Annotated in this window: 24 protein-coding genes; 14 read left to right on the top strand and 10 right to left on the bottom strand. The window is 67.2% G+C overall.

The features are described from left to right. Positions 1 to 7: 7 nt before the first annotated feature. Together fni and OU998_RS09920 are read right to left on the bottom strand one after the other, a co-directional pair. A complete protein-coding gene (fni, locus tag OU998_RS09925) occupies positions 8 to 1,039 on the bottom strand; it encodes a type 2 isopentenyl-diphosphate Delta-isomerase (protein ID WP_267513252.1) in 1,032 nt (343 codons plus the stop codon). A 40-nt stretch (positions 1,040 to 1,079) separates the two neighbouring features. Beyond that, a complete protein-coding gene (locus OU998_RS09920) occupies positions 1,080 to 2,909 on the bottom strand; it encodes a PPC domain-containing protein (protein WP_267513251.1) in 1,830 nt (609 codons plus the stop codon). An 88-nt stretch (positions 2,910 to 2,997) separates the two neighbouring features. On the opposite strand from OU998_RS09920, the gene OU998_RS09915 reads away from it, so the two are divergent. The 5 genes from OU998_RS09915 (at position 2,998) to OU998_RS09895 (ending at position 6,974) form a co-directional block, all read left to right on the top strand. Further along, a complete protein-coding gene (locus OU998_RS09915; protein ID WP_267513249.1) occupies positions 2,998 to 3,921 on the top strand; it encodes a bifunctional methylenetetrahydrofolate dehydrogenase/methenyltetrahydrofolate cyclohydrolase in 924 nt (307 codons plus the stop codon). 61 nt (positions 3,922 to 3,982) lie between these two features. Next, positions 3,983 to 4,660: a LemA family protein gene (locus OU998_RS09910; RefSeq protein WP_267513248.1), complete on the top strand. Its 678-nt coding sequence runs from the start codon at positions 3,983 to 3,985 to the stop codon at positions 4,658 to 4,660. 59 nt (positions 4,661 to 4,719) lie between these two features. Further along, positions 4,720 to 5,481: a TPM domain-containing protein gene (locus OU998_RS09905; protein WP_267513247.1), complete on the top strand. Its 762-nt coding sequence runs from the start codon at positions 4,720 to 4,722 to the stop codon at positions 5,479 to 5,481. Next, positions 5,481 to 6,161 (top strand): TPM domain-containing protein, encoded by a 681-nt coding sequence (locus OU998_RS09900; protein WP_267513245.1) that lies wholly within the window; start codon positions 5,481 to 5,483, stop codon positions 6,159 to 6,161. The genes OU998_RS09905 and OU998_RS09900 overlap by 1 nt, the downstream gene beginning before the upstream one ends. Positions 6,162 to 6,236: 75 nt before the next feature. Then, complete coding sequence (locus OU998_RS09895; RefSeq protein WP_267513243.1) at positions 6,237 to 6,974, top strand: endonuclease/exonuclease/phosphatase family protein; 738 nt, start codon at positions 6,237 to 6,239, stop codon at positions 6,972 to 6,974. Here OU998_RS09895 and OU998_RS09890 read toward each other — a convergent pair. Next, entirely contained in the window at positions 6,959 to 8,437 is a 1,479-nt protein-coding gene (locus OU998_RS09890) for a phospholipase D-like domain-containing protein (RefSeq protein ID WP_267513242.1), read from the bottom strand. The genes OU998_RS09895 and OU998_RS09890 overlap by 16 nt on opposite strands. A 159-nt stretch (positions 8,438 to 8,596) precedes the next feature. On the opposite strand from OU998_RS09890, the gene OU998_RS09885 reads away from it, so the two are divergent. The 3 genes from OU998_RS09885 (at position 8,597) to OU998_RS09875 (ending at position 12,226) form a co-directional block, all read left to right on the top strand. After that, a complete protein-coding gene (locus tag OU998_RS09885) occupies positions 8,597 to 8,776 on the top strand; it encodes a hypothetical protein (protein WP_267513241.1) in 180 nt (59 codons plus the stop codon). Positions 8,777 to 8,891: 115 nt separating this feature from the next. Continuing rightward, on the top strand, positions 8,892 to 11,558 hold the full coding sequence (locus tag OU998_RS09880; RefSeq protein ID WP_267513240.1) for a tipN: 2,667 nt from the start codon (positions 8,892 to 8,894) through the stop codon (positions 11,556 to 11,558). A gap of 77 nt (positions 11,559 to 11,635) precedes the next feature. Further along, positions 11,636 to 12,226: a hypothetical protein gene (locus OU998_RS09875; RefSeq protein ID WP_267513239.1), complete on the top strand. Its 591-nt coding sequence runs from the start codon at positions 11,636 to 11,638 to the stop codon at positions 12,224 to 12,226. On the opposite strand, the gene OU998_RS09870 is transcribed toward OU998_RS09875, so the two are convergent. Next, entirely contained in the window at positions 12,223 to 13,392 is a 1,170-nt protein-coding gene (locus OU998_RS09870; protein ID WP_267513238.1) for an MFS transporter, read from the bottom strand. The two genes, OU998_RS09875 and OU998_RS09870, sit on opposite strands and share 4 nt — an antisense overlap. A gap of 74 nt (positions 13,393 to 13,466) precedes the next feature. Here OU998_RS09870 and OU998_RS09865 point away from each other — a divergent pair, with 74 nt between their 5' ends. Then, positions 13,467 to 13,823, top strand: coding sequence for a DUF423 domain-containing protein (locus OU998_RS09865; protein ID WP_267513237.1), 357 nt, complete (start codon positions 13,467 to 13,469; stop codon positions 13,821 to 13,823). A 45-nt stretch (positions 13,824 to 13,868) separates the two neighbouring features. Beyond that, positions 13,869 to 14,843 (top strand): prolyl aminopeptidase, encoded by a 975-nt coding sequence (gene pip, locus OU998_RS09860; RefSeq protein WP_267513236.1) that lies wholly within the window; start codon positions 13,869 to 13,871, stop codon positions 14,841 to 14,843. A gap of 36 nt (positions 14,844 to 14,879) precedes the next feature. Here the strand turns inward: pip and OU998_RS09855 are convergent, their stop codons facing one another. Both OU998_RS09855 and OU998_RS09850 read right to left on the bottom strand, forming a co-directional pair. Further along, positions 14,880 to 15,278 (bottom strand): DoxX family protein, encoded by a 399-nt coding sequence (locus tag OU998_RS09855; protein ID WP_267513235.1) that lies wholly within the window; start codon positions 15,276 to 15,278, stop codon positions 14,880 to 14,882. Positions 15,279 to 15,378: 100 nt separating this feature from the next. Further along, the gene (locus tag OU998_RS09850; RefSeq protein WP_267513234.1) at positions 15,379 to 16,077 is read right to left on the bottom strand and encodes a pirin family protein; all 699 of its coding nucleotides are present in this window, start codon (positions 16,075 to 16,077) and stop codon (positions 15,379 to 15,381) included. Positions 16,078 to 16,194: 117 nt separating this feature from the next. Here OU998_RS09850 and OU998_RS09845 point away from each other — a divergent pair, with 117 nt between their 5' ends. Then, a complete protein-coding gene (locus OU998_RS09845; protein ID WP_267513233.1) occupies positions 16,195 to 17,121 on the top strand; it encodes a LysR family transcriptional regulator in 927 nt (308 codons plus the stop codon). A gap of 4 nt (positions 17,122 to 17,125) precedes the next feature. On the opposite strand, the gene OU998_RS09840 is transcribed toward OU998_RS09845, so the two are convergent. The 4 genes from OU998_RS09840 to OU998_RS09825 all read right to left on the bottom strand — a co-directional run bounded on the left by OU998_RS09840 (position 17,126) and on the right by OU998_RS09825 (position 19,725). Beyond that, positions 17,126 to 17,431, bottom strand: a complete 306-nt coding sequence (locus OU998_RS09840; RefSeq protein WP_267513232.1) for a hemolysin — start codon at positions 17,429 to 17,431, stop codon at positions 17,126 to 17,128. 25 nt (positions 17,432 to 17,456) lie between these two features. Continuing rightward, on the bottom strand, positions 17,457 to 17,669 hold the full coding sequence (locus OU998_RS09835; RefSeq protein ID WP_267513231.1) for a hypothetical protein: 213 nt from the start codon (positions 17,667 to 17,669) through the stop codon (positions 17,457 to 17,459). A 101-nt stretch (positions 17,670 to 17,770) separates the two neighbouring features. After that, positions 17,771 to 18,229, bottom strand: a complete 459-nt coding sequence (locus OU998_RS09830) for a DNA polymerase III subunit chi (protein WP_267513230.1) — start codon at positions 18,227 to 18,229, stop codon at positions 17,771 to 17,773. A gap of 20 nt (positions 18,230 to 18,249) precedes the next feature. Then, on the bottom strand, positions 18,250 to 19,725 hold the full coding sequence (locus tag OU998_RS09825) for a leucyl aminopeptidase (RefSeq protein WP_267513229.1): 1,476 nt from the start codon (positions 19,723 to 19,725) through the stop codon (positions 18,250 to 18,252). Positions 19,726 to 19,869: 144 nt separating this feature from the next. Here OU998_RS09825 and OU998_RS09820 point away from each other — a divergent pair, with 144 nt between their 5' ends. Genes OU998_RS09820 through OU998_RS09810 form a run of 3 tightly spaced genes read left to right on the top strand, consistent with a single transcriptional unit; the run spans position 19,870 to position 24,617 of the window. Next, a complete protein-coding gene (locus OU998_RS09820) occupies positions 19,870 to 21,018 on the top strand; it encodes an LptF/LptG family permease (protein ID WP_267513228.1) in 1,149 nt (382 codons plus the stop codon). Next, on the top strand, positions 21,015 to 22,151 hold the full coding sequence (gene lptG, locus OU998_RS09815; RefSeq protein ID WP_267513227.1) for an LPS export ABC transporter permease LptG: 1,137 nt from the start codon (positions 21,015 to 21,017) through the stop codon (positions 22,149 to 22,151). Before OU998_RS09820 ends, lptG begins: the two co-directional genes overlap by 4 nt. A 33-nt stretch (positions 22,152 to 22,184) precedes the next feature. After that, complete coding sequence (locus tag OU998_RS09810) at positions 22,185 to 24,617, top strand: LPS-assembly protein LptD (RefSeq protein ID WP_267513226.1); 2,433 nt, start codon at positions 22,185 to 22,187, stop codon at positions 24,615 to 24,617. The last annotated feature ends 40 nt before the right edge of the window (positions 24,618 to 24,657 follow it).

Raw genomic sequence — 24,657 nt, 5'->3', positions numbered from 1 at the left:
TGACCTGTCAGTCGAACGGCTGAAGCGGCGCCCGTCGCAAGGCGGCCAGATTGGCCGAGCCGGTGCAGAAGCAGACCGTCCTCACCTGACGGACGATCCGTTGGAAATGCGCCACGACCGCATCGGTGGACTCGGTCGCCGCAGCCAGCACCCCGGCGGCTTGGCCGACGACGTCGGCCCCTAGTCTTACCGCCCTGGCCACGTCCACCCCGTCACGGACCCCGCCTGACCCGATCACCACGGCGTCCGGGCAGGCGCGGCGCACATCGACGATGGCCTGTGGCGTGGTCACGCCCCAGTCGGCGAAGGCGGCGGCGTGGATCCGGTCCTGTGGGTCGCTTGCCCGCTCGCCTTCGATCAGGGCCCAGTTGGACCCGCCGGCGCCCGCGACATCCACGGCTGCGGCGCCCATGTCGATCAGGCGACGCGCGGTACGGCCAGAAAGGCCTGCCCCGGTCTCCTTGACCACGACCGGAATCTCGATCTTGCGGATGAGGGCCTCCAGCGCCGCCCCGACGCCCCACCAGTCGCGGTCGCCCTCGGGCTGGCAGGCTTCCTGAAGCGGGTTCAGATGCACGACCAGGGCGTCGGCCCCGATCATGGCCACCGCGCGCCGCGCCTCGTCTGGGCCGAAGCCGCGCGTCAACTGGGCTGCCCCGATATTGGCCAGGATGGGCGTATCCGGCGCGCGCCGCCTCAGGCCAAGGTCCAGCCCACCGCTGGCGCCGCCCTCTATCGCCCCCCGCTGGGAGCCGACCGCCAGGGCGATGCCCAGATGCTGGGCCGCCTCGGCCAGCCGCGCATTGACGGCTTCGGCCCGCGACGGCCCGCCCGTCATCGCGCTGATCAGCAGAGGCGCCTTCAGCCGCCGCCCCAGGAAGTCCGCGCCCAGGTCGATCTTGTCATGATCCAGGTCCGGCAGCGCCTCATGGACGAAGCGGATGGCGTCGAACCCCGCGTCGCGGGCGTGGCGACCCCGCCCGGACAGCACCACATCCAGGTGCTGGTCCTTGCGGCCGGGCGAAACAGCGTCGGTCATATCGTCCGCCTAGGACCGGATCGTGGCCCCGATGGGGCGATCAGGGCTGACGTTCAACGGTCAGGGCGTAGGCGCCGGTCTCGTTGGGCCCCAGCGAGCGGGCGCGAACCACGTACCAACCGTCCTCCGGCGCGGTCCAGTCCAGCTTGGCGTGGGTGTCCGACAGGCTGTCGTCGTCCGAGGCGATGCTGCTGAAATCCTCGCCGTCCTCGCCCAGGTCGATGAAGGCGTCGAAGGCGTTGGAGACCAGGGTGATCCGCAGCTTCTCGTCCTTCTTCGCCTGGAACCTGTAGGCGTCAAAATAGGCGCCTTCTTCCGTGAGAGCGTCGGCGACGGTCAGGGTCCCGCGGGCGGTGGCGCCGACCAGAACACTGCCCGGCTTGGGCTCAGGCCCGCGGTCGATCAGTTCCAGCGCATAGAGGCCCTTGTCTTCGCCGGTCAGGGGCGACGCCCGGATCACATAGTCGCCGGTCGACGGCAGGGTCAGGTTCAGTCGCGAGTCCGTCCCCTCCCCCAGGCCGTCGTCGTCGGTGGCCAGGGCGCTGAACTCATCCTCGGCCGAACCGATCGCGAGGACGGCGTCGAAATCGCCCGACCGCAGAATGGCCTGAACACGCTGGCCTTCAGTCCCGCTGAAGACATAGGCGTCATAATGTTTGCCCTCGTCATCCTGGGGTGCGTCCGGCGTGATCTCGCCCTCGACCGTCTGGCCAAAGGTCAAGGCCGACGGCGCCGGCGGCGGCGCGACCTCCTCCAGCTTCAACTTGAACCGTCCCTCGCCGTCGCCGCTGAAGGCGCGGGCCTCGACCACATAGTCGCCGGCGTCTTCGAGGGTCTGGGCGATCCGGGAATCCGTGCCGGATCCGGCGCCGTCGTCATCCTCGGCCACGACCGAGTTGTCCGACGCCTTGCGCAGGGTCAGGTAGGTGTCGAAATCCTTGGACGACAGTTCAATGGCCACACGCTGTCCGGCCGTCACTGAGAACCGATAGAATTCGGCGCGCTGCCCCTCGTCGTTCGCGCCCGTATCCTCATTCAGGTTCCCATCGAGGCTGTCGCCGATGGCGATAGGTTTGGCCGGCGGCGCGGGCGGGGCTTCCGTCAAGCCGACCGTGTAGCGGCCCTCACCCTCCTGAAGCGCAGCAGCGCGGATGACATATTCGCCAGCGGTCGGCGCGGTGAAGACCAGACGCGAGTTCAGCCCGTCGTCGGGGCCGTCGTCGTTCTGGGCCAGCTCGACGAAATCAGCGCCGTTCATCCTTCCAACCAAAACCTTCGGATCGAACGCCTCGGACTTCAGGGTGACGATCAGCCGCTGACCGGCGGCCGCCCGGAAGGCGTAGGCGTCATAACGGCCCCCGTCCTCCAGTTCTGGATCCCGTCCGGTCAGTTCGCCGGTCTGTTCAGCCCCAACGCGAAGTCCGGACGGGCGAGGCGCGCGCGGCGGGGCTTCCCGTTCTCGTAAAGACAGGCTGTAGTCGCCGCCGTCCGTGCCCGACAGGGTGCGAGCGCGCAGGATGTAAGTTCCGCTGGTTTCGGGCGTGAACCGCAGCCGCGCATTGGTCTCTTCATTCAGCCCATCGTCATCCTCGGTCAGCGGCGCGTCCGCATCGTCGGCATAGATCGCCAGATAGGCGTCGAACGCCTCCGACCGCAGCACGGCCTCCAGCCGCTGGCCCGCGCGCGCCTCGAATCGGTAGTCGTCGTAGCGATAGGCGTCATCGCCGGTCGTCGCAGCGTCCCCGTCGGTCAAGGCGCCGTTCACCGACGTCCCGATCCGCAGCGCCTGAACGTCCTGCGCCAGAGCGGGCGAAACGGCCCACGCCAGGGCGATGGCGCTGACGGCGGCGACGAGGGTCGAGCGGTTCATAGAAGACTCCCAGAGTTTGACACCGATCATAGACGCCGAACCACGACGGCTGTAAATCGCCGCATCCTTATCCCCCGGAGTCTTCCTTATGTCGGCCGAGCCCACACGCGCGACACTGATCGACGGCAAGGCCTTTTCGGTCGACTTGGTGGACCGCGTCGCCGCCGCCGCCGCTCGCCTCGAAGCGAGCCAGGGCGTCAAGCCGGGCCTGGCCGTCGTCATCGTCGGCGAGGACCCCGCCAGCCAAATCTACGTCCGCAACAAGGGCGAAACCACCCTGCGCGCGGGCATGCGGTCCGACACCCACCGGCTGGACGAAGCCACGACCCAGGACGAACTTCTAGCCCTTATCGCCCAGTTGAACGCCGACGCCGGCATCCACGGCATATTGGTGCAACTGCCTCTGCCGAAACACATCGAGTCCTCGGTCGTGCTGGACGCCATCGACCCCGACAAGGACGTGGACGGTTTCCACGTCGTCAACGCCGGACGTCTGGCGGTCGGCCTTCCGGGCCTGGTGCCCTGCACGCCGTTGGGCAGCCTGATGTTGTTGAAGGATCAGCTCGGCGATCTGACGGGTCTGAACGCCGTCATCGTCGGTCGTTCCAACATCGTCGGCAAACCGATGGCGCAACTGCTGCTGGCCGAGAGCTGCACCGTCACCGTCGCCCATTCCAAGACCCGCGACCTGCCGGCCCTGTGCCGCAGCGCCGACATCCTGGTCGCCGCCGTCGGCCGACCGGAGATGATCAAGGGCGACTGGATCAAGCCGGGCGCCACCGTCATCGACGTCGGCATCAATCGGGTTCCCTCAGCCGATCCGGTCAAGGCCGCGGAGGGCAAGACCCGCGTTGTCGGCGATGTGGCCTTCAAGGAGGCGGTCGAGGTCGCCGGACGCATCACCCCCGTGCCGGGCGGCGTCGGCCCGATGACCATCGCCTGCCTGCTGGCCAACACCTATTCGGCGGCCTGCCGCTCAATAGGGGTCGAACCGGAGCCATTGGACGCTTGAAGCGTTGCGGTCCTGAGGCGATAGTCGCCGCACCGGCGCCGTCGCCGACAGGGGAATATCCATGGCTCGTCCAACCGCTCGCGCTCTGGCTCTGACCGCAGCTCTCGTCGCGGCGCCCGCCGTAACCGGCTGCGGCTACAACACCATCCCGACCAAGCAGGAACGTGCCGAGGCGGCCTGGGCCGATGTCCAGGCCCAGTATCAGCGGCGCGCCGACCTGGTGCCCAATCTGGTCGCCACCGTCCAGGGCGCGGCGATCCAGGAACGTACCACCCTGACGGACGTGATCAACGCCCGCGCCCGCGCCACCTCGGTCAATGTCTCGGCCGCTGATCTCAACAATCCGCAGGCCTTCCAGCAGTATCAGCAAGCCCAGGGCCAGCTGTCCGGCGCCCTGTCGCGCCTGCTGGTCTCGGTCGAGGCCTATCCCCAGCTTCAGGCCAATCAGAACTTCCTGACCCTCCAGTCCCAACTGGAAGGCACCGAGAACCGGATCACCATCGCGCGGCGCGACTACAACGAGGCTGTGCGCGACTACAACACCACCCTGCGCACCTTCCCGAACGTGATCTGGGCCAAGACAGCCCACGCGGGCTCACAGCCGATGCAATTGTTCACCGCTACGGCTGAGGCCCAATCCGCGCCCCAGGTGAACTTCAATCTGAACGGCGCCCCGGCGGCTGCCCCCGGTGGCGGCGCAACGCCGGTCGCGCCGGGTTCGCCCCCGCCCGCCCAGTGAGCGCTCCTCCCGTTCGGACACGGCGTCCAGCGGGCGTCGTCGCGGGTCTCTTCGGCCTCATGGCCGTCCTGCTGTTCGCGCTGCCGGCGACGGCGCAGGCGAAACTGGACTTCCCGCCCCTGACCGGTCGGGTGGTGGATCAGGCGGATCTGCTCGACGCCGCGACCGAACAGGCGCTGACGGAAAAGCTTGCGGCGCTCGAAGCCAAATCCAGCGACCAGCTGGTCGTGGTCACGGTGCGCAGCCTTCAGGACCAGGAAATCGAGGACTACGGCTACCAGCTCGGCCGTGCCTGGGGCATCGGCCAGAAGGACGGCGACAACGGCGCCCTGCTGATCGTCGCCCCCACGGAACGCCGGGTGCGGATCGAGGTCGGCTACGGGCTCGAGCCCATTCTGACCGACGCCTTCTCGTCCATGGTCATCCGCAATCAGATCCTACCGGCCTTCCAAGAGGGCGATTATCAGGCTGGGATCGTCCGAGGCGTGGACGCCTTGATCGCCCATCTGGAGCTCGATCCGGCCGAGGCTCAGGCGCGAGCGGCCGCCGCAGCGCAGGAAGACGATAAGGCCGGCGCCGCACCGATCCTGCCTATCGTGATCATGGCGGTGATCTTCATCCTCTTCCTTCTGGTGGCTGTCGGTTCCGCCGGACGCGGGCGTCGCCATCGCGGCGACAGCGTGACGCCGATCCTGCTGTGGGCGGCTTCGGAAGCCCTGCGAAACGCCGGACGCGGCGGCGGAGGCGGTTTCGGCGGCGGCGGTGGATTTGGAGGCGGCGGCGGCGGCTTCGGCGGCGGCGGCGCTTCGGGGGGATGGTGATGCGGTTCACGGACGAAGATCGGACGCGGGTCGCCGCCGCCATTGCTTCGGCCGAGGCCGGAACCTCGGGCGAAATCTTCTGCGTCGTCTCGCGCGGCGTGTCTTCCTATGTGGACGTCAGCCTGGCCTGGGCGGCGGGCGCGGCCTTGCTGGCGCCCACGGTCCTGATTCCGTTCGGCTTTGATCTGTCCTGGCCGCTGGGCGCGACCTGGGAAGCCGCCCATGCCTCGGCCCAGGCCGCCGGCGTCGGCGAGGCGCTGACGGCCTATGCGATGATCCAGGCGGCTATCTTCGTCGGCGTCTTCCTGATGACGCGACTGCCGCCCATCCTGCGCTGGGTCACGCCGCGCGGCCTGCGTCGCGCTCGTGTGCGCAAGGCGGCGCTTCAACAGTTCCTGGCCCACGGCGTCCACGTCACACGCGAACGCACCGGCGTGCTGATCTTCGCCGCTCTGAAAGAGCATCAGGTCGAGCTGATCGCCGACGAACTGATCCACCAGAAGGTCGACGAAGGCGTCTGGGCCGATGCTGTCGCCGCCCTGACCCGCGCGCTGAAGGCTGGCCGCCCCGTCGCCGGTTTCGAAGCCGCCATCGAACGGTGCGGCCAGGTCCTGGCGGCCCATTTCCCACCCCGCGCGAGCAATCCCAATGAGTTGCCGGATCACCTGATCCTGCTCTGATCGTCGTATCGGGGTCGCAATCCGCGCCCAAAAGGCCTAGCCGTCCCCCACGTCTCGGAACGTTCTCGAGAAGCCATGCCCCGCCTTCTGACCTATAATGTCCACCGCTGTGTCGGCACGGACAAGCGCCTTGACGTTGATCGCATCGTCGCCGTGATCGGCGAACACGAACCGGACATCGTCTGTCTCCAGGAACTGGACGTCGGCCGCGTCCGCACCGGCAAGATCGATCAGGCCGAAGCGATCGCCGAGGGCCTGTCCATGACCTCGCGCTTCCATCCCGCGATGCGGGTTGAGGCGGAACTCTATGGCGACGCCATTCTGACGCCTCATCCCGAACGGCTGATCCGTGCCGACGCCCTGCCGACGGTGCGGGGTATTCCGGGGCTGGAGCCGCGCGGCGCCATCTGGTCCGAGATCGAAATCGAAGGCGTCGCGATCAATGTGTTGAACACCCACCTGGGCCTGGTTCCGCGTGAACAGCGGTTGCAGGCGTCGGCCCTGACGGGAGCAGGATGGCTGGGCGCCTGCGCCGGTCCGACGCTGCTGGCTGGCGACTTCAACGCCACCTCCATCACCCGCCCCTATCAGACCCTGGCGCGCAAACTGGGGGACTGCCAACGTTTGCTGAACCTGAAGCCGTCGGTGAAGACCTTCCCCTCCGGCTTTCCGGCCATCCGCATCGATCATTGTTTCGTCAGTCCGGAAATCCGGATCACAGGGGTCAAGGCGGACTTTTCGCCCCTGGCCCGCGTGGCCTCGGATCATTTGCCGCTGATCATCGACTTCGAGATTGTTCAGCCCGACGCCTGACCGCCTTCGGACACCGGTCGGGTCCGCTGCGACCGGTTCAGCCGCTTCCACGGCCGCCAGGCGTCCGTGGACGAGGTGGGATCGCCAAACTGCCATTCAGCGAAAATCCGCTGGATCCGCGTCGGCGGGTCCGAGCCAAGCGGTTTCAGCCGTTCGCTGGCGAAGCCGCAGATGGCGGCGCCGGTCGATCCCATGACCGCCTCGACCGCGGCGAAATCCTCTGCGGGCACGCCGATCCAGTGTCCGATCGAGCGGTGGCGGTGGGCGACGATCACAGCGCGCCCCGCTGGGTCGGTCGGCTCGGCGGCAATGTCGCACTCGGTGTCCAGGCCCATCGACCGGTTGTTCAAATTGGCCGACCCGATCCGCAGCAGCCGGTCGTCGATGATCGACACCTTGGCGTGAACAATGATCCGGTCGCCCTCTGCCGTCAGGGGGGCGAAGGCGAAGAAGCGATTGTACTTGTCCGCCTGCTCCAGCCGGTACAGCACCTCGGCGCGTGCCGTATCCATGGTCAGACTGTCGAACCAGCTGGGGCTCTTGCCCGTCGACACTACGACCACCTCCGGGCCGTCCGCCTCGGCCAGGCGTTCGGCCAGGGCGGCGGCGATCAATGGCGATGTGAAATACTGGTTCTCGAGATAAATCAGCTTTTTGGCTCGCCGAATACACTCCAGATGCAGGGCCTCGTTCTCGCGCACCTCGTGCCGGCCGCCCCATTTCGGCTCGGTCCGGGCGATGCCCACGGGGATGTCTGTCATCTGTACGGCGACGCCATCCGGCCATGGGTCGCTTTCCACCTCATCCGGGACGGTCCGTTCCCAGGTCGCCTTGAACCAGCGTTCCCGCGCCAGATCGCCCAAGGCCCTGGCCGCCGGCCCGTCCAGGACGCTCATCACCTCGTGACGCGCCTTGCAGATCAGCCCGTTCGGCAGGGCCCGGCGCGGATCGCCGTCCAGGTGCTCCTCCGAATCCCAGCGATCGGTCGAGATATCGCCCCCGCCGCAGAAGGCCACGCGGTCGTCGATAACGATCACCTTCTGATGATGACAGGCGCCGATCGGTCCCGGCGCATCCATACGAAACTCGACCATCCGCTTGCGGAACCAGCGCTGCGCCCGGTGCGGATAAAAGCCTTGGGACGCCGCGATCAGCAGAGGTGACTTCCAGATGAGCAGTCGTATATCCAGGTCCGGCTTTCGCTTGACCAGCATCCGCAACTGATGGCCGATCTCGAACTGCTTCTCACTCGGCCGGGTTTCGGGATCCAGGTGGGTGCGGGGGTCGAACTGCCAGCCCAGAATGACGATGGAACGTTCGGCCTTTTGCAGGGCCGAGGACAGGGCGTCGAAATAGGCTTCGTTTTCCATCAGGATCGCAAATCGGTGTGCGACTTCACTGCGCCAGACGCCCGCTCCCGGGGTCAGCAGACTGCCGTCATAGCTGTCGCTGTCTTGGGTCATTTCGCCTGCCTGCCCGATTCGCATGACACTGCGATGGGGACGCCTGATCCCTCCGTTTCACGCGCGCCAGGCCTGGTCAATCTTTACGCTGCGGGATTGTGACGTTCGCCAAAAAGGCGCATAGGGGGAGCGGCCATGGGGGCTGGGAGAGACGCCGTCATGCAGGCGCTGGTGGAACTGATCGCGGGCTTCATCGCACTGCTCGCCGCCGCCGTCCTGTCGCAATTCGGCGTCGATATCCACGCACCGCAGCCTGCCGAACGCGAGGTTCACCGCGTATCCGACTGTCCAGCTGACAAATCCGCCGCCTTCGTCGCAGACGCCGGTCGCGACTGCTGATCGCGAACAGTCCACGCCCTTGCGATCTGTACGACTTGGACCTTGGGTTTTGACCCGCTAGGGTCGAGTCGGCGCGTCCTCGCGCGCCGCGCGCATGAATCGAGCTCGACGCCTGATGAAATCCCGTAACCGGCCGCCGCTGAAGCTGACAGACGATGACACCGTCGCGCCCGTCGAGGCGCCCGACGACGCGGCGATTGAGGCAGACGTCGAGGCGGAGCTCGAACAGACTTATGTCGAGCCCGACATGCCGCCAGAACCGCCCTTGGAGCTGGATCCCCTGCCGGCGCCGCCGCCGGAACGGCCGATCTCGGAGCGCCGCCGCCGTCGGATGGCCGAAGAGGCGCGCCAAGCCCAGTTGCGCGCCGCGGCGCCGCCCCCTCCCCCTCTCCCACAGCCGGCGCCCGAGCCCGTGATGGCGGAGGTTCCGGAACAGCCGCCCGCTATGGCCGCCGAAATCGTCGCCGAGCCCACTTCGGGCTCTTCCGCCGCTGTTGAAATGGCTGTGGCCGCCGGCAAGCCTCCGGCGCCTGTCGACATGGGCTGGCCTGTCCTGCGCTCCAGCGTGTCCGAGCGCGCTTCGACCGCCGCACGCAGCCAGACGGCCTATCTGATCGCCGCCCTGGCCTCGACCCTATGGGTCGGCGGCGTGGCCTCCTGGGCGGCTTTCGAGCTTGGGTCCAGCGGTGCGGAACTCGACCCCCTCCGGCTGGCCATTTACGGCCTGATCGCCCTGGCGCCGGTCGGCCTGTCCATCATGCTGGCCCATGCCCTGCGGCAGGGCGCCGGATTGGCGGCCGAGACCCGCCGCGCCCGCGATCTAGCCGAAGCCCTGGTCGCCCCCACCGCCCTCGCCGCCCAGCAGACCGGTCAGGTGCTGAGCACCCTGCGCGCCGACATCGACCACGCCGCCCTGGCGGCCGAGCGCGCGCGCAACGACATGGCCCTTTTGCGTCAGGCCCTGATGGAAGAGACCAATCGTCTGAACGAAGCGGCCGAGCATGCCGGACGCACAGCCCGCCGGCTGACCGAAAACCTCGCGCGCGAGCGCGAGCAGATGCAGACCCTCGGCCTTCATCTCGACAGCCAGGCCACTAGCGTCATCGACGCCGTCGAACGCCAGTCTCGCATGGTGGCTGACGCCTCGGATCTGGCCCAGGCCCAGTTGCGGGAGGCCGAGGCCGCCCTGGCCGCCCGCGCCGCCGACCTGGCCGCCGCCGCCGGCGAGGCCCAGGACGCCGCACGCGTCGCCGCTGACGACCTGGCGCGCCAGACCATTCGGCTGGAGAACGCCGGAACCGGCGTCGCCGAACAGATCCAGTCGGTCGAGGAAGGCCTCAGCCAACAGCGCGCCGCCCTGGTCACCGCCGCCTACGCTCTGCGCACCGATCAGGAAGACTTCTCCGCCCAGGTCGAGAGCCAGCGCGCCCAGTTCGTCGAAAACCTGTCCGCTACGCGCACCGCGCACGACGAGATGGGACGGACCTCCCAGGTCTCCATCGAGAGCCTGCGCGAAATCCTTGAAGCCGCCGGCGACCAGTTCCGCGCCCTTGTCGATATGTCCCAGCGCGAGGCCGACGGCTTCGACGCGGCCACCAAGGTTTCTCTGGACCGGTTCGAGGCCCTGGCCGCCGACGCCCGCGACACCCTGATGGAAGAGACCCGCCGCGCGCTCGAGCAGATGCGGGCCACGGCCGAGGATTCCCGCGCGGCAGCCGCCGACGCCTCGGAACAGGCGCGGCTGCGCGCCGATCGACTGGGCGAGGCCCTGTTCGAGGCGGCCCAGAAGGCCGATCAGGCCGCCGACGCCCGCATCGAGGACGCCCGCCGTATCGTCGGCGAGACCTCCGGGCTGGTGGACAAGGCCGGCGAGCGAATGGTCCAGCGACTGGAAAGCCTGGTCGACCGCCTGAGCTCGGCCCTGTCCGAGATCGACACCGCCGTCGCCGACGTGGACGAACGGGCGGCCCGCCTGCCGGAACAGGCCCGCGCCAGGGTCGAGGCCGTCCGCGCCAGCGTCGAACAGGGCCTGTCCTCCCTGGCCGCGGCCTCGCGCAAGGCGGCCGAGGATACCGAAGCCCTGGACATCGGCTTCCAGGAACGGGTCCGTCGCAACTACGACATGCTGACCGAAGCCGTGCGTCTGATGGGCGTGGTTTCCGGAGACGCCCCGGCGGCCCGACACCGCGAGCCCCTGGCCGAGCCCGACCGCGCCCGCACGCCCCGCTCCGCACCGGACGACTCTTCGCAGGAGCGGGCCGGCGACCGGAGTTTCGGCCTGCGCAACCGCCTTCGTCTGTCCCCCGCCGAGGCGCCGCGCCCGGCGCCCGCCCCCGAAGGCGGTCTGGACTGGAACGATCTCGTCTCAGATGGCCAGGACGAAGCCCCGCTGGAGTTGGAGCGTCCGGCCGTGGACGCCGCCGACTCGGTCGCCCTGTCCGACCGGGTCGCCGCCGCGATCCGTCGCATGGGCGTCGATCCCAATGCGCTTCTGCCGCGATCGCGTGTCGAGGAGGCGGCTCGGCTCTTCGGCGCCGGTGATCCCGACGGCGCCCGTCGCATCGTCCGCCGCGTCGCGCCGGCCGCCGTGCGCAGCGTCTCACGTCGGGTCTTGAGCGACCCTGAGCTACGCGCCGACGCCGAACGCTATGTCGTCGTCTTCTCCCAGGACCTCGCCGCCTACGCCCGCAGCAGGGACGCCCAGGCGGTGCAGAACCGTCTAGCCTCCGACAGCGGCCGCGCCTTCATGCTGCTCGATGCGGCGGTCGGCGACCTGGGTTGAGGCTTGACGCCGGGGAGAAGTTCGCGCCACCTAGCTCTCGTCACGAAAGCGTCACGCTGGGTGAAGGTAAGGCCTGAATGACAACCGAGATCCAAGGTTCAAGCCGCCCCGACCGACGCCCCGGCATCGCGATCTGCGCCTATGACGCGGTTCCTGGTTGGGACATGGTCGAAGATCTGTCGGGAGAGGCCTGGAGCCCCGCTGGCGCGCGCACCCTCAGTGTTTCAGCCGATGACCCGGCGCGCTTGGCCGAACGGCTGGGCGATCATCTGAGAAACGGCGATTGCCGCGCCGTCCTCCTGGTGGGGCGCGCTGCAAAGAGCAATGGCTTCCGCATGCAGATGCGCGCCGAGAACCGCGCCCTCGATAATGAAGAACGGTTGTCGCAGACCGGTCCCGGCCTAGCGCGAACCACGGCGCCGGTCGCCGACATCATCCGCGCCATCAATGCAACCGGCATCGCCGCCGATGCGACCTCGGAGGCCGAGGCGGATGTCGGCTCCTATCTGCTCTATCGCGTGCTGGTCGAACTCCCCGACGGTCCGCACACGCCCGCTGTTGGTCTGTTGCGCACCCCGGCGACGGCCGACGAAAACACGGTGAAGCGAGCGATCAAGGCTGCGGCCTCCGTCATGGCCGGCCAGATGGCCCTGCTGCCGCGCGCCTAAGCCCGGGCGCCGAGCATCGGCTTCAACGCCAACCCCGCGATCAATCCCAGTCCGGCCAACCCCGCCATCGCCAGATATCCGCCCGCGCCCCAGGCGTCGTACAGCGGACCGCTCGCCAGGGTCGCGACGCCGATCAACACCCCCGCCGACAGGGTGGAATTCAGCGTCTGGGCTGCGGTCTGGCTGTCGCGCGGCGCCAGTCGTTCGATAAGCTCGACGCCGGCGAGATAGTTGGCGGCGAAGCTGACGGCGTGCAGGGCCTGCAACGGCCACAACGCCCATAGAGGCGGGGCTGCGGCCATCAACAACCAACGCACCATCGCCGCCCCCGCCGCGATCATCAATATGGGCCAGGCCCCGATGCCCCGCCGCCGTCGCCACGGCTCGAAAACCCACATCAGGGCGATCTCCGCGACCACGGCGAAGGCCCAAAGTATTCCGGTCAGATGAGGCTCGATCCCCTGCTCGCGCCACACAATGGCGGAGAAGCCGTAATAGAAGGCATGGGCCGCCTGCACCGTCCCAATGGCCGCCAACGCCGTCACAAGCACAGGATCCTTCAGCAACCGTCCCATGCCGCGAAACCGCTCCCAACCGGCCAGCGGCGGCCCGTCATGCACCGGTTCCAGGGGCAGCACTCGCCAGGCCGTCAGCCCTATGCCGACACAGGTCAGGGTGACGACGACGATGACCGCCTCGGTACCGGTCGTCCTGAGCACAAACCCCATGGCGATATTGGCCGCGACAAAGGCGGCCGAGCCGAACCCGCGCGGCACAGCGAAGGCGAAGCCGTCTCGCCTCGACCGACGCAGCACCAGCACGTCTGTCAAAGGCAAGATCGCCGCCGCGCCGGTGGCGGCGACGAACCAGCAAACGGCCCAGGCCAGAAACCCGTCCACCAGCCCGGCCGCGCCATAGCCAAGGGCGGCGAGCCCCGCCAGCAAAGCGATAGGGGTGCGCCGATACTGAAAGCCGTCGGCCCATACGGCGATGGCGGGGCCGGTGACGAGCCGTCCCAGCATCGGGGCCGCCAACAGGACGCCGATCTCCGCCCCGCTGAGCCCCTGGGCCTTCATCCACAGACCGGCGTAGGGCAGGCTGACGCCCAGACCGCCGTACATCAGGGCGTAGTGCGACGCTGCGCGCCATTTCGAGCCGAATCTCATGGGGGCCGCAATAGCAGAAGTTCGGCCCGTCTCGACCGGTTTGCTCGGCGACCGTCGCAGTCTAGGGTGATCTCATGACAGCGAGTCGCCCCCTGATCGTCTTCGCCGCCCTCAACGGGGCCCTGTCCATAGGGCTGGGCGCCTTCGCCGCGCACGGGGCCGGACCTCAGGTCAAGACTCTGTTGTCGACCGGCGCCCATTACCAGCTGGCGCACGCCGTCTTCGCCCTGGCCTGCGCGCTTTGGACCGACGGCGGCGGCCTGGCGCGGCTCGCCGGTTGGCTGGGCGCGACGGGCGGTCTGATCTTCTGTCTGGCCCTGACCCTGGTCGCCCTCCTCAGCCTGTCCGCCATGGGCGCCGTCGCCCCAGTCGGCGGCTTGCTGATGATCGGCGGTTGGCTTTGCCTGGCCTTTGCGGCATTCCGTTCATAACGTTCAGTACGGCCAAGCTTGGGCCGAGTAGAAAGACCGCAACGCATGGCCTTTTCGGCGTCCCAGGAGCTTCGTCGCGACCTCTATCCGGAGATCGAGCCGTTCGCGTCGGGCTGGATGGCGTCGGACGACATCCACGAAATCTATTATGAAGAGAGTGGCAATCCCCAGGGACTGCCCGTGGTGGTCCTGCATGGCGGCCCCGGCGGAGCCGTCAATCCTGGCATGCGCCGCTTCTTCGACCCGGCCAAATACCGGATCATCATGTTCGACCAGCGCGGCTGCGGCCAGTCGCGCCCGAACGCCTCGCTCGAGAACAACACCACCTGGACCCTGATCGAGGACATCGAACGCCTGCGGGAACGTTGCGGCGTGGACAAATGGGTGGTGTTCGGCGGCTCGTGGGGTTCGACCCTGTCCATGGCCTATGCGATCACCCACCCTGAACGCGTCCGCGCCCTGGTGCTTCGCGGCATATTCTTGCTGACCAAGAAGGAACTGCACTGGTTCTATCAGGACGGCGCCTCGATGATCTTCCCCGACGCCTGGGAAAGATTCGTCGCCCCGATCCCTGAGACCGAGCGCGGCGATCTGATGGGCGCCTATTACAAGAGGCTGATCGGCGACAATGTCGCCGAGCGTGAACAATGCGCCGTGGCCTGGTCCAGCTGGGAAGGTGAAACCGTCAGCGTCGAAGGTCCCGACGCTCGACCCGACAAGTTTTCCGAGCCTGAGTTCGCACTCGCTTTCGCTCGGATCGAGAACTGGTTCTTCACCAATGCCGGCTTCTTCCCCGAGGACGGCTGGCTGCTGAGGAACGTGGACCGTATGCGCCACATCCCCTGCTGGATCGCGCAGGGGCGGTTTGATGTGGTCACGCCCATCGCCAGCGCCTGGGCTCTGCATCGCGCCTGGCCCGAAGCGAAGCTGGACATCGTCGGCGACGCCGGCCACGCCTCGTCTGAACCCGGCATCGTCGACAGCCTCGTTCGCGCAACGGATTGGGCGCTGGGCGTCTGAGGTCTCCTTCCCGCACGGCGGAAAGGAGACAAGGACTCAGCCCTGTTTGCGCAGTCGCGCGTCCAGGCTCCAGGAGCCTGGACCGGCCGCAAGCAGGTACAGAAAGATGAAGCAGAACAGGATGGCCGCATCGCCGCCGTTGACCGCCGGATAGGGGCTGGAGGGGAAGTGGAACATCCAGTAGGCGACCGCCATTTCACCGGCCAGAATAAAGGCTACTGGACGGGTGAAGGCGCCGAGCACCAGTAGGGAGCCGCCGACCAGCTCCAGGATCGCGCCGATTCCGAACAGCGACAGGATTTCGACCTGTCCCGGCTGGGCGCCTTCCGGAAAGCCGAACAGTTTGACGACGCCGTGGGCCAGAAACAGCACGCCGGCGACGATACGCAGAGCCGCAAGGAAATGCGGCGACGAGGCTTCAAGTTGTTTGAACATCTGATCTCCTACGTGATGGGGACTGACCCGCATCAGGCGGGTCGCCCGACCGAACTTTGCTCGGCTGGGCAGGTTGATCTGAAAACAACGGGCTTGTCGATCAGGCCGCGTCCACCAGCACGATCTCGGCGTCCGAAATCGCCTTGACGGTGACGACGTCTTCCTGAGCGATCGCGGCGCCGTCACGGGCGTTCAGGCGAACGCCGTTGACCTCGATCTCGCCCTTGGCCGGCACCAGATAGGCCCGCCGGTTCGAGCCCAACGCATAGTCGGCGCTGTCGCCGGCGTTCAGGGTCGCCGCCACGATCCGCGCATCGGTGCGGATCGGCAGAGCATCCGTATCGCCCTCAAAGCCCGAGGCCAGGACCACGAACTGACCCGAACGCTCGCCCTTGGGGAAGGGCTTGGAGCCCCAGCTGGGCGCCTCGCCCCGCTTGGTCGGCTCGATCCAGATCTGGAAGATCCGGGTCAGCTCCGGCTCGGCGTTGTATTCGGCGTGGCGAATGCCGGTGCCTGCGCTCATCACCTGGACGTCGCCGGCCACGGTGCGGCCCTTGTTGCCCAGGCTGTCCTCGTGGGTGATGGCCCCGTCGCGGACATAGGTGATGATCTCCATGTCGGCGTGCGGATGGGGCGGGAAGCCGGTTCCGGCGGCGATCTCGTCGTCGTTCCAGACCCGCAGATTGCCCCAGCTCATCCGCTTGGGATCATAATAGTTGGCGAAGGAGAAGTGATGCTTGGCGTTCAACCAACCATGGTTGGCGCCGCCCAGGGATTCAAAAGGTCTACGCTCGATCATCGGTCTATCCTCAGGCCGGGCCGTCCCGGCGTCATTGGCTTGACGCCAAGATAGAGATCGGCGACCGAACAGAAATAGAAACCCCTGAAACTCATCGTTTCCAAAGCCGAGGCCGCCATGTCCCGCCTGCCCGACCTCGAGGCCATGGCCATCTTCGCCAAGGTCGCCGAGGCTCAGTCCTTCTCCGGCGCGGCCGAGGCGCTCGGCCTGTCCAAGGCGACCGTGTCCAAGGCGGTTACACGGTTGGAGCAGCAGTTGAAGACCACCCTGCTGCACCGCACCTCGCGCCGCTTCGCCCTGACCGACGCCGGCCGCACCCTGGCGGCGCGCGCCGCTCACATGCTGACAGAGGCCGAAGGGGCGGTGTCGGAGGCCCTGGACATGTCGGTGACGCCGCGCGGCCTGGTGCGACTGGCCGCCCCCATGTCCTTCGGCATGGCCTATGTCGCCCCCGCCCTGCCCGAGTTCCTGGCCACCCACCCCGATGTCTCGATTGATCTGCACCTGTCCGACGAGGTCATCGACCTGGTCGGCGGCGGTTTCGATTGCGCCCTTCGGATCGCCGCCCTGCCGGACTCGTCGCTGACCGCGCGCCGGCTGCGGACGGTCGAACGCCGCCTGGTCGCCTCGCCTGACTATCTGGCCCAGCGTGGACGGCCCAGCCATCCAGACGATCTGGAACGGCATGCCTGCCTCGGCTACGCCTATATGCCGACGCCCGACGTCTGGCGGTTCATCAATGATGCGGGCGATGAGGTCATGGTGCGGCCGCGCGGACCGCTACGGGCCAACAATTCCGACGCCCTGACCGCCTCTCTCTGCGCAGGCCTGGGGGTCTTTCCTCAGCCAGACTTCATCTACTGGAAGGATGTCGCCGAAGGGCGGTTGGAGACGGTGATGACCGACTGGCGTCTGCCCCCCATCGCCCTGCACCTGGTCGCGCCCAGCAGCGGGCCGCGCCCGGCGCGGGTCACGGCCCTGATGGACTATCTGGCCAAGACGTTCAGCGCCCCGCTCTGGCCCGGCGATGCGGCCGGCCGCTAAGGCCTCAGCCGCACTTGACCTGCTGGATCACGCCTGACGCCTCGTCGTAGACGAAGTTCACCCGGTTCTCCCGATAGTCCGTGGTCGCCATACAGGTCGTGCACAACACTCGGAAGGTCTGACCCTCAGGCGCGCTCGGAACGGTCGAGCGGTTCCGGCCGACATAGGCCTGATAGTCCTCGACCTTGCAGGCCTTGAACGCCGCATCGCCGCCCGGCGTCCTTATGGTCACGGGCGTTTCCGTGGGCGCGCACGCCGACAGCGCCAGACCGGCGGCCATTAGGGAACTGAGGACGAAGGCGGTCTTCATGGTCGTCTTTACCTCTGGCCGTGCTTCAGCCGCAGCGAACCTGTTCGATCACACCGGTATCCGCATTGTAGAAAATGTTCAGCCGATAGGCCGAAAAGTCTTCCGTCACCGGGCAGGTGGTGCAGGTCACTCGGCGGTTGACCACATCCACGGGTACGGGAATTTCGGTCCGGGGCCGGCCGACCAGATATTGCAGCTCTCCGGCCCTACAGACGTCGGTCGTCTGTGCGGTCGGCATGCGGCTGCCGATCGGCGGGTGCGACTGCGCGCGTTCAACAGTTCGCGGCGCCTGCTGTTCCGCGACGGGGGTCGAACAGCCCGCCAACATCACCAGTGCGATCAGGCCGCCTTTTCCCAGCGTCCCTCGTCCGTCTGGCGCCAATAGGCCAGATTGGCCCCGTCCGCCTTCAGCGCCTTCCAGCGCGCCCGCGCATTCTGAAGCGCCGGCTCGTCCCGTCCGTCGAAAATGATGAAGCATCGTTCGATCCCTTCCGTCACGCCCAGTTCTGCGTCATCGACGATGAACAGCGCCTGAGCGCCGTTCAGGTTCTCTCCCGATTCGCTCAGCAGCACAGGCTGGCGATCCGCATAAGGCTGATCCGCCCGGCCGTGCGGCAGAAAGCTTTCCTCGTGGAAGCTCCACAGCCGCTCGTCCACATCGTCCAGCCGATGCGCATGGGACGATTTGATCAAGGCCCGCCAGCCCCGCTCGAGCGTCTTCTCGAGCAGGGTCGGCAGCACCTGGTCCAGCGTCGAACGCTCCAGGTGGTAGAACCAGATTTCGGGCTTGCCGCTCATCCGGCTCTACCGTCCGAAACTCAGGCTTCGTAGCTATCGGCCACCATGCGATCCAGCGTGCGCACGGCGAAGCCGACGCCGCCTTCCGGCACGGTGGGGCTGGGGCTCTTGTTGGCCCAGGCGGTCGGGGCGATGTCCAAGTGCGCCCACGGCACGCCATTGGTGAAGCGCTGAAGGAACAGGGCCGCGGTGATCGAACCGCCGGCGCGGCCGTTGCCGGTGTTCTTCACGTCGGCGATCTTCGAATCGATGTGCTGTTCGTAGATGGCCGGGATAGGCATGCGCCAGAAATTCTCGCCCACCTTCTTGGACGCCGCCAGAATCGGATCAGCGACCTCGTCCGAGTTCGAGAAGACGCCTGCGTAATCCAGCCCCAGGGCCACGATCATGGCGCCCGTCAGGGTGGCCAGGTCGATCATGAATTTCGGCTTGAAGCGCTGCTGAGTGTACCAGAGGGCGTCGGCCAGCACGAGACGGCCCTCGGCGTCGGTGTTGATCACCTCGACCGTCTGGCCCGACATCGACACGACGACGTCGCCCGGACGTTGAGCGTTGCCGTCCGGCATGTTCTCGACCAGGCCCAGCACGCCGACGGCGTTGACCTTGGCCTTGCGGCCCGCCAGGGCGATCATGGTTCCGGCCACGGCGGCCGCGCCGCCCATGTCCCACTTCATGTCTTCCATGCCGTCGGCCGGCTTGATCGAGATGCCACCGGTGTCGAAACAGACGCCCTTGCCGACGAAGGCGATCGGCTGACCGCCCGCCTCGCCGCCCTTCCACTGGATCACGGCCAGCTGGCTCTCGCGACGGCTGCCCTGGCCCACGCCCAGCAGGGTGCGCATGCCCAGCTTCTCCATCTCGGCCTCGCCGAGGATCTCGACCTCCAGCCCCAGGCTTTCCAGCGCCTTGACGCGCTTGGCGAATTCGGCCGGATACAGGACATTGGCGGGCTCGGACACCAGGTCGCGGGCGAAGATCACGCCGTCGGCGACGGCTGACAGCGGCTCAAGAGCCGCCTCGGCGCCGCGCAGGTCGGACGTCACGACGCGGATCGCGGTGATCGACGGAATCTTGTCCGCCTTCTGGGTGGTCCGATACTTGTCGAACCGATAGGCGGCCAGACGGGCGGCAAAACCGACGCGCGCCGCCTGTTCCGAGCTCAGATTCGAGGCGTCGATAGTCAGGACTTCGGCGCCCGACAGCTTCACCGCCGCAAAGGCGTTGCCGCCGAAGGCTTCGACGGCCAGGTCGTCGACCTTGTCGGCCGCGCCGACGCCAACCAGCAGTATGGTGTCGGCGTTCACGCCCGAGGGCGCGGCGACGCTCAGCGTCTGGCCCGGCTTGCCGACGAAACGGCCCTTGCTCATCGCCCGGGTCAGGGCGCCGCCGGACTTAGCGTCCAACTCCACCCCAGAGCCCGCCAGGGTCCGATCCTCATGAACCGGCACAGCGAGAATTTCAGCAGCGTCTACGGCGGCGACAAACTCAATCTTCATTCAGCGACTCCAGCCAGGCCCCACCCGGCGTTTACAACGTAAGAAAAAGACAAACGGCGCGTCTGCTTGTCGCGGACGCGCCCTCCTGTGCTACTAGATGCGCCTCATTATCGCCGCCTGCAACCGGGCGAAGTCCATCCGCCCATGACCCTTATCCAAAGATACCTTTTCCGCCAGATTTCGCTGCCTGTGGTTGCAGCCTGCGCCTCTTTGGCCGGAATCGGAATTCTGAGCCAGAGCTTGGACCAGCTCGAGGTCATCGTCGAGCGTGGCCAGAGCGTGTGGGTGATGGTCAAACTGACCCTTCTGGCCCTGCCCCAGCTGCTGGCGGTCATCCTGCCGATCGGCCTGTTCGTCGGGGTTCTGATCGCCCTGACCCGCATGCAACGCGAGCAGGAACTGACGGCCGCCTTCGCCGGCGGCATGACGCGTTGGCAGGTGATCGCGCCGGCGGCGCGGCTGGCCATGATCGTGCTCATCCTCAACCTGGCCATGACCCTGTTCGCCCAGCCCTGGGGCCAGCGGGAAGCCCGCAACCAGGCCTTCGCCATCCGCACCGACCTCGCCGCCCTGCTGGTCGAGGAGGGCCAGTTCGTCCAGGGGCCCGACGGGCTCACCGTCTATGTCCAGCAGATCGAGCAGAACGGCCTGCTGAAGAACATGTTCGTCTATCTGGACGACGGCAAATCGACCCAGAACTGGAGCGCGGCCGAGGCCCGGTTCGGCCGCGACGCCGCTAACGAACCGGTCCTGACCATGATCGACGGCTCGTGGCAGAAATACTCGTCACGCGGCGTGCTGGAGACCCTGTCCTTCGACCGGTACGACTTCCCCCTGGGTCAGTTCTCCGCCGTCACCGAGCAGATCCGCTACAAGCCGGCGGACCTCTATCTACGGCAGCTGTTGAACCCCACGCCCCGCGTTCTCGAGACTGCGGGATCGCGCGACGAACTGCTGGCCGAGGCGCATGCCCGTATCTCGGCTCCGCTCTACGCCCTGGTCGCCGTCGCGCTTGCTCTGGCCGCCATCATGGGCGGATCCTTCAGCCGCACCGGCTATGCGATCCGCATCGCCAAGGCCGCTGGGGCCTTCCTGCTGGTTCGGGTGATCGGCTATGGGCTGGTCGCCGCCAGCGCCTGGAATCCCTGGATGAACATCCTTCAATATCTGGCGCCGCTCGTCGCCGTGGCCCTGGCGGCCCGTCTGCTGTTCCGCGCCCTGAAGCCGCGAAGACGTCGCGAACATCCGATCATCGACCGGATGCGGGCTCAGTTCCGCGCGAGGTTCGCATGACCCTGGCCCTGCCGTCCTTGTCCTCGCTCCATCCGCCCCGTCTGGGCCGGATCGAACGCTATGTCCTGGCCCAGCAGCTTCGCGCCCTGGGCGTCGCCCTCGCTGTGATCGGGGCCTTGGTGATGCTGATCGACTTCGTCGAGGTGTCGCGCGGCGTCGGCTCGGACCAGGATCTGTCGGCCCTGCGCATCCTTGGCCTGGTGGCGCTGAAGTCGCCGTCGGTGGTCGTGCAGCTGCTGCCCTTCGTCTTCCTGTTCGGCACTCTGGCCGCCTATATCGGCCTGAACCGACGCAGCGAACTGATCGCGATGCGTGCGGCTGGCGTGTCGGCCTGGCGCTTCGTCCTTCCGGCCGCGGGCATGTCCCTCGTGTTGGGCATGCTTACCGTGACCGTGCTCGGCCCCCTCGCCTCGGCCGGCGACGGCCTGTGGCAGCGTGAACGGGCCCGCATCTCCGGCGCCGCCCCGGACGCAAGCTCGAACGCCGCCATCTGGCTGCGCGAAGGCGACGAGCAGCGCCAGATGATCATCCGCGCCGGCCGCCAGGATCGCGCCAACGCCCGGCTGCTGGACGTCACCTTCTTCATCTATACGACGGACGCCTCGGGCAATCGCGACTTCTCGGAGCGGATTGACGCCCAGTCCGCCGCCCTCAGCGCCGGTCGCTGGCGGCTGACCAACGCTGTCGGCGCCAGTATCGGCCAGCGGGCCGTCACCTATTCCAGCCTCGACCTGATCTCCAGCCTGGCGGACGAAGAGGCGTTCGAGCGGTTCGCCCGTCCCCAGTCCACGCCCTTCTGGTCCCTGCCGAACCAGATCAAGCGAATCGAGAACGCCGGTTTCGCCTCCACCGCATACCAGTTGCGGTTCCAGCAATTGCTGGCCACCCCCCTTGTCTTTGCGGCCATGTCCATTCTGGCGGCCGCCTTCTCGCTGCGCCTGATGCGGCTGGGCGATCTGGCGAAGATGAGCGTCGCGGCCGTGGTGCTGGGGTTCGCCTTCTTCTTCCTGAACCAGTTCTCGTCCGCCATGGGCTCGGCCGAGGTCATTCCGCCGGTCGTGGCGGCCTGGCTGCCGCCTCTATTGACGGGCCTCGCCGCCTTCACCTTGCTGTTCTATACCGAAGACGGCTAAGCGAACGCCTCGCTCAAGACAGACGGATGCTTCATGCAGGGTGATCGCGATCAGCGTTCCAAGACATTCCGGGCTCGGCTCCTCGCCGGCGCGGCGCTGTTCGTCTGCGTTCCGTTCGCCGGCGAAGTCCTGGCCCAGGCGGCTCCGGCTTCGGATGGGCTGTCGAAAGGCGCGGTCTATGTCGACGCCGCCTCGGCGGGCCGCACAGGCGACGTCATCACGGCGCAAGGCGACGGCGACGACCGGGTCTATCTGCGCACCGACGGCAACGTCCTGCGCGGCGATGACCTGGCCTATGATCTTTCCACCGGCGCGGCCTCCATCGGCGGCCAGGTCGAGGCGATCTCGGCCGACGGCACAGTGGTCTACGCCAGCCACCTGGAGACCGACCGGGATCTGAAGGCGGCGGTCGCGGTAGATTTCGCAACGCGGCTGGAGAACGGCGCCAGTCTTATGGCGGCGACGGCGGTTCGACGCAGCGAGCGTGTGAACGAGCTGAGCTACGCCATTTTCACGCCCTGCCCCATCTGCGACGCCGACGGGCCAAAGACGCCCAGCATCTCGATCCAGGCCGAAAAAGTGGTCCAGGACGAGGCCCTTCGCGCCGTCATCTATCGGAACGCCATATTCCGTGTCGGCGGCGTACCGGTCTTCTACACCCCGTTTTTCGCTCACCCCGACCCGACAGTAGAGCGGGCCTCGGGTCTGCTCGTCCCGATCATCAACTATGACGAGGGGCGCGGCGTCTCGGTCGAACTGCCCTATCTGCACGTCGTCTCGCCGTCGGAAGACTGGCTGATCAGCCCGCAGATCAACACCGAGGTCGCCCCCCTGCTGAACCTGCAGTGGCGCCGACGTTTCGCCGAGGGCTCCATCGTCGCGCGCGGCGGCTACACCTATGAGCGGAACTTCGGCGACTTCGACCTGGATGGCGACGGCGATTACGAAAGCAATGTCCGATTCGGGGACAAGGAGCACCGCTCCTACCTGTTGTCGCACGGCGAGTTCGACCCCCAGGGCCCCTGGCGCTTCGGTTTCACCGCCGAACGCACCTCGGACAAGACCCTGTTCGACCGCTACGACATTCGGGATCCGTACCAGGACAACGGCCTCTATTACGGCGACCGTCGCCGGCTGATCAGCCAGATCTACGCCGAACGCCAGACCGATCGCTCCTATGTATCGGTCGCCGCCTTCTCCATCCAGAGCCTGCGTCTGGATCCGGCCTTCGAAGACAATGACTTCCGCGACGCCGCTGGCTTCAAGGTGTTCGAGAACGACGACACCTTGCCCCTGGTCGCCCCCCTGGTCGACGCCCGCTGGGAGCCCGCCGGCCCCATCTTCGGCGGACGTCTGCGGGTCAAGGGCTCGGCCGTCTCGCTGTATCGCGACAGCTTCGTCGGCGCCCCTGTCCTGAATCCGGACATCGTGCCGACCGACACGACCGGTCTGTCCGGCGTAGACAGCCGCCGCCTCACCGCCCAGGCTGAATGGCGCCGCGTCTTCATCACCGGCCCCGGCCTTCGGATCGAACCCTTCATCGACACCCGCGTCGATCTCTATTCCCTGTCCGACCTCCCGCCGATGATGGGGGTCGAGAGCGACGAAAGCCTCAGCCGGACCCGCGCCAGCGCCGGGGTCGATCTCAGCTATCCGTTGATCCGCCGCACCCAGCGCGCCGACATCATCCTGGAGCCTGTCGTCCAGGTTTCAATATCCAACAAGGCCGACATAGATCCGCGCATTCCCAACGAGGATTCGCAGGTGATCGAGCTCGACGAATCCTCGCTGTTCCGCATGGACCGCTTCTCCGGCTACGATCTAGTGGAAGGCGGCGCACGGCTCACGGCCGGCGGTCGGGCGACGATTCGATGGTCCGAGGGCCGCAGCGCCAGCCTGTTTGTCGGCCGCAGCTATCGCGCCGACGACGAGGACGCCTTCCGCACCACCATTCCCGACAGCACGACCGGCCAGCTGTACGACCCGACCGGCCTGGCCTCATCGGCGTCGGACTGGGTCGTACAGGGCAGTTTCTCGCCCTCTGACAGGATCCGCAGCTGGGGCCATGCTACCTTCGACGGCTCGGGCGACATCCACCGCGGCGAGGCGGCGATCGACGGTCGCTGGGGCAGGCGGAACCTGGCTACGGTCAGCTATATCATCGACCGTTCCAATCCCCTCGCCGGCGACCTGAATCGCAATTACGAGTTCGTGCAACTGACGGCGCAGCAGTTCGTCTATGGGAACTGGGGCGTCGCGGTCGCCGGCATCGCCGACCTCGAGGGCAATATCATCACCCGCCAGGAGGTCGGCCTTCTGTTTGACGACGACTGTTTCCGTGTCGAGTTCGGCTATCGCCGCAACAATACGCGCGTTCGGGCCAGCGGCACTTCAGAGGGGATCTATGTACGCCTAAACCTCGCCACTTTCGGAGGTTCAGGTTATGGACAGGGCGAGATGCGTTGAGCATGACGCTTTACGGGGCGCGACGGCCTGCCGACCCGGC

Origin of the sequence: Brevundimonas sp. SL130 (assembly GCF_026625805.1) — a bacterium.
In the GTDB taxonomy this organism is placed as follows: Bacteria; Pseudomonadota; Alphaproteobacteria; order Caulobacterales; family Caulobacteraceae; genus Brevundimonas.
Note: the sequence above shows the minus strand (reverse complement) of the source record. Positions and strands in the feature narration are given on the sequence as shown.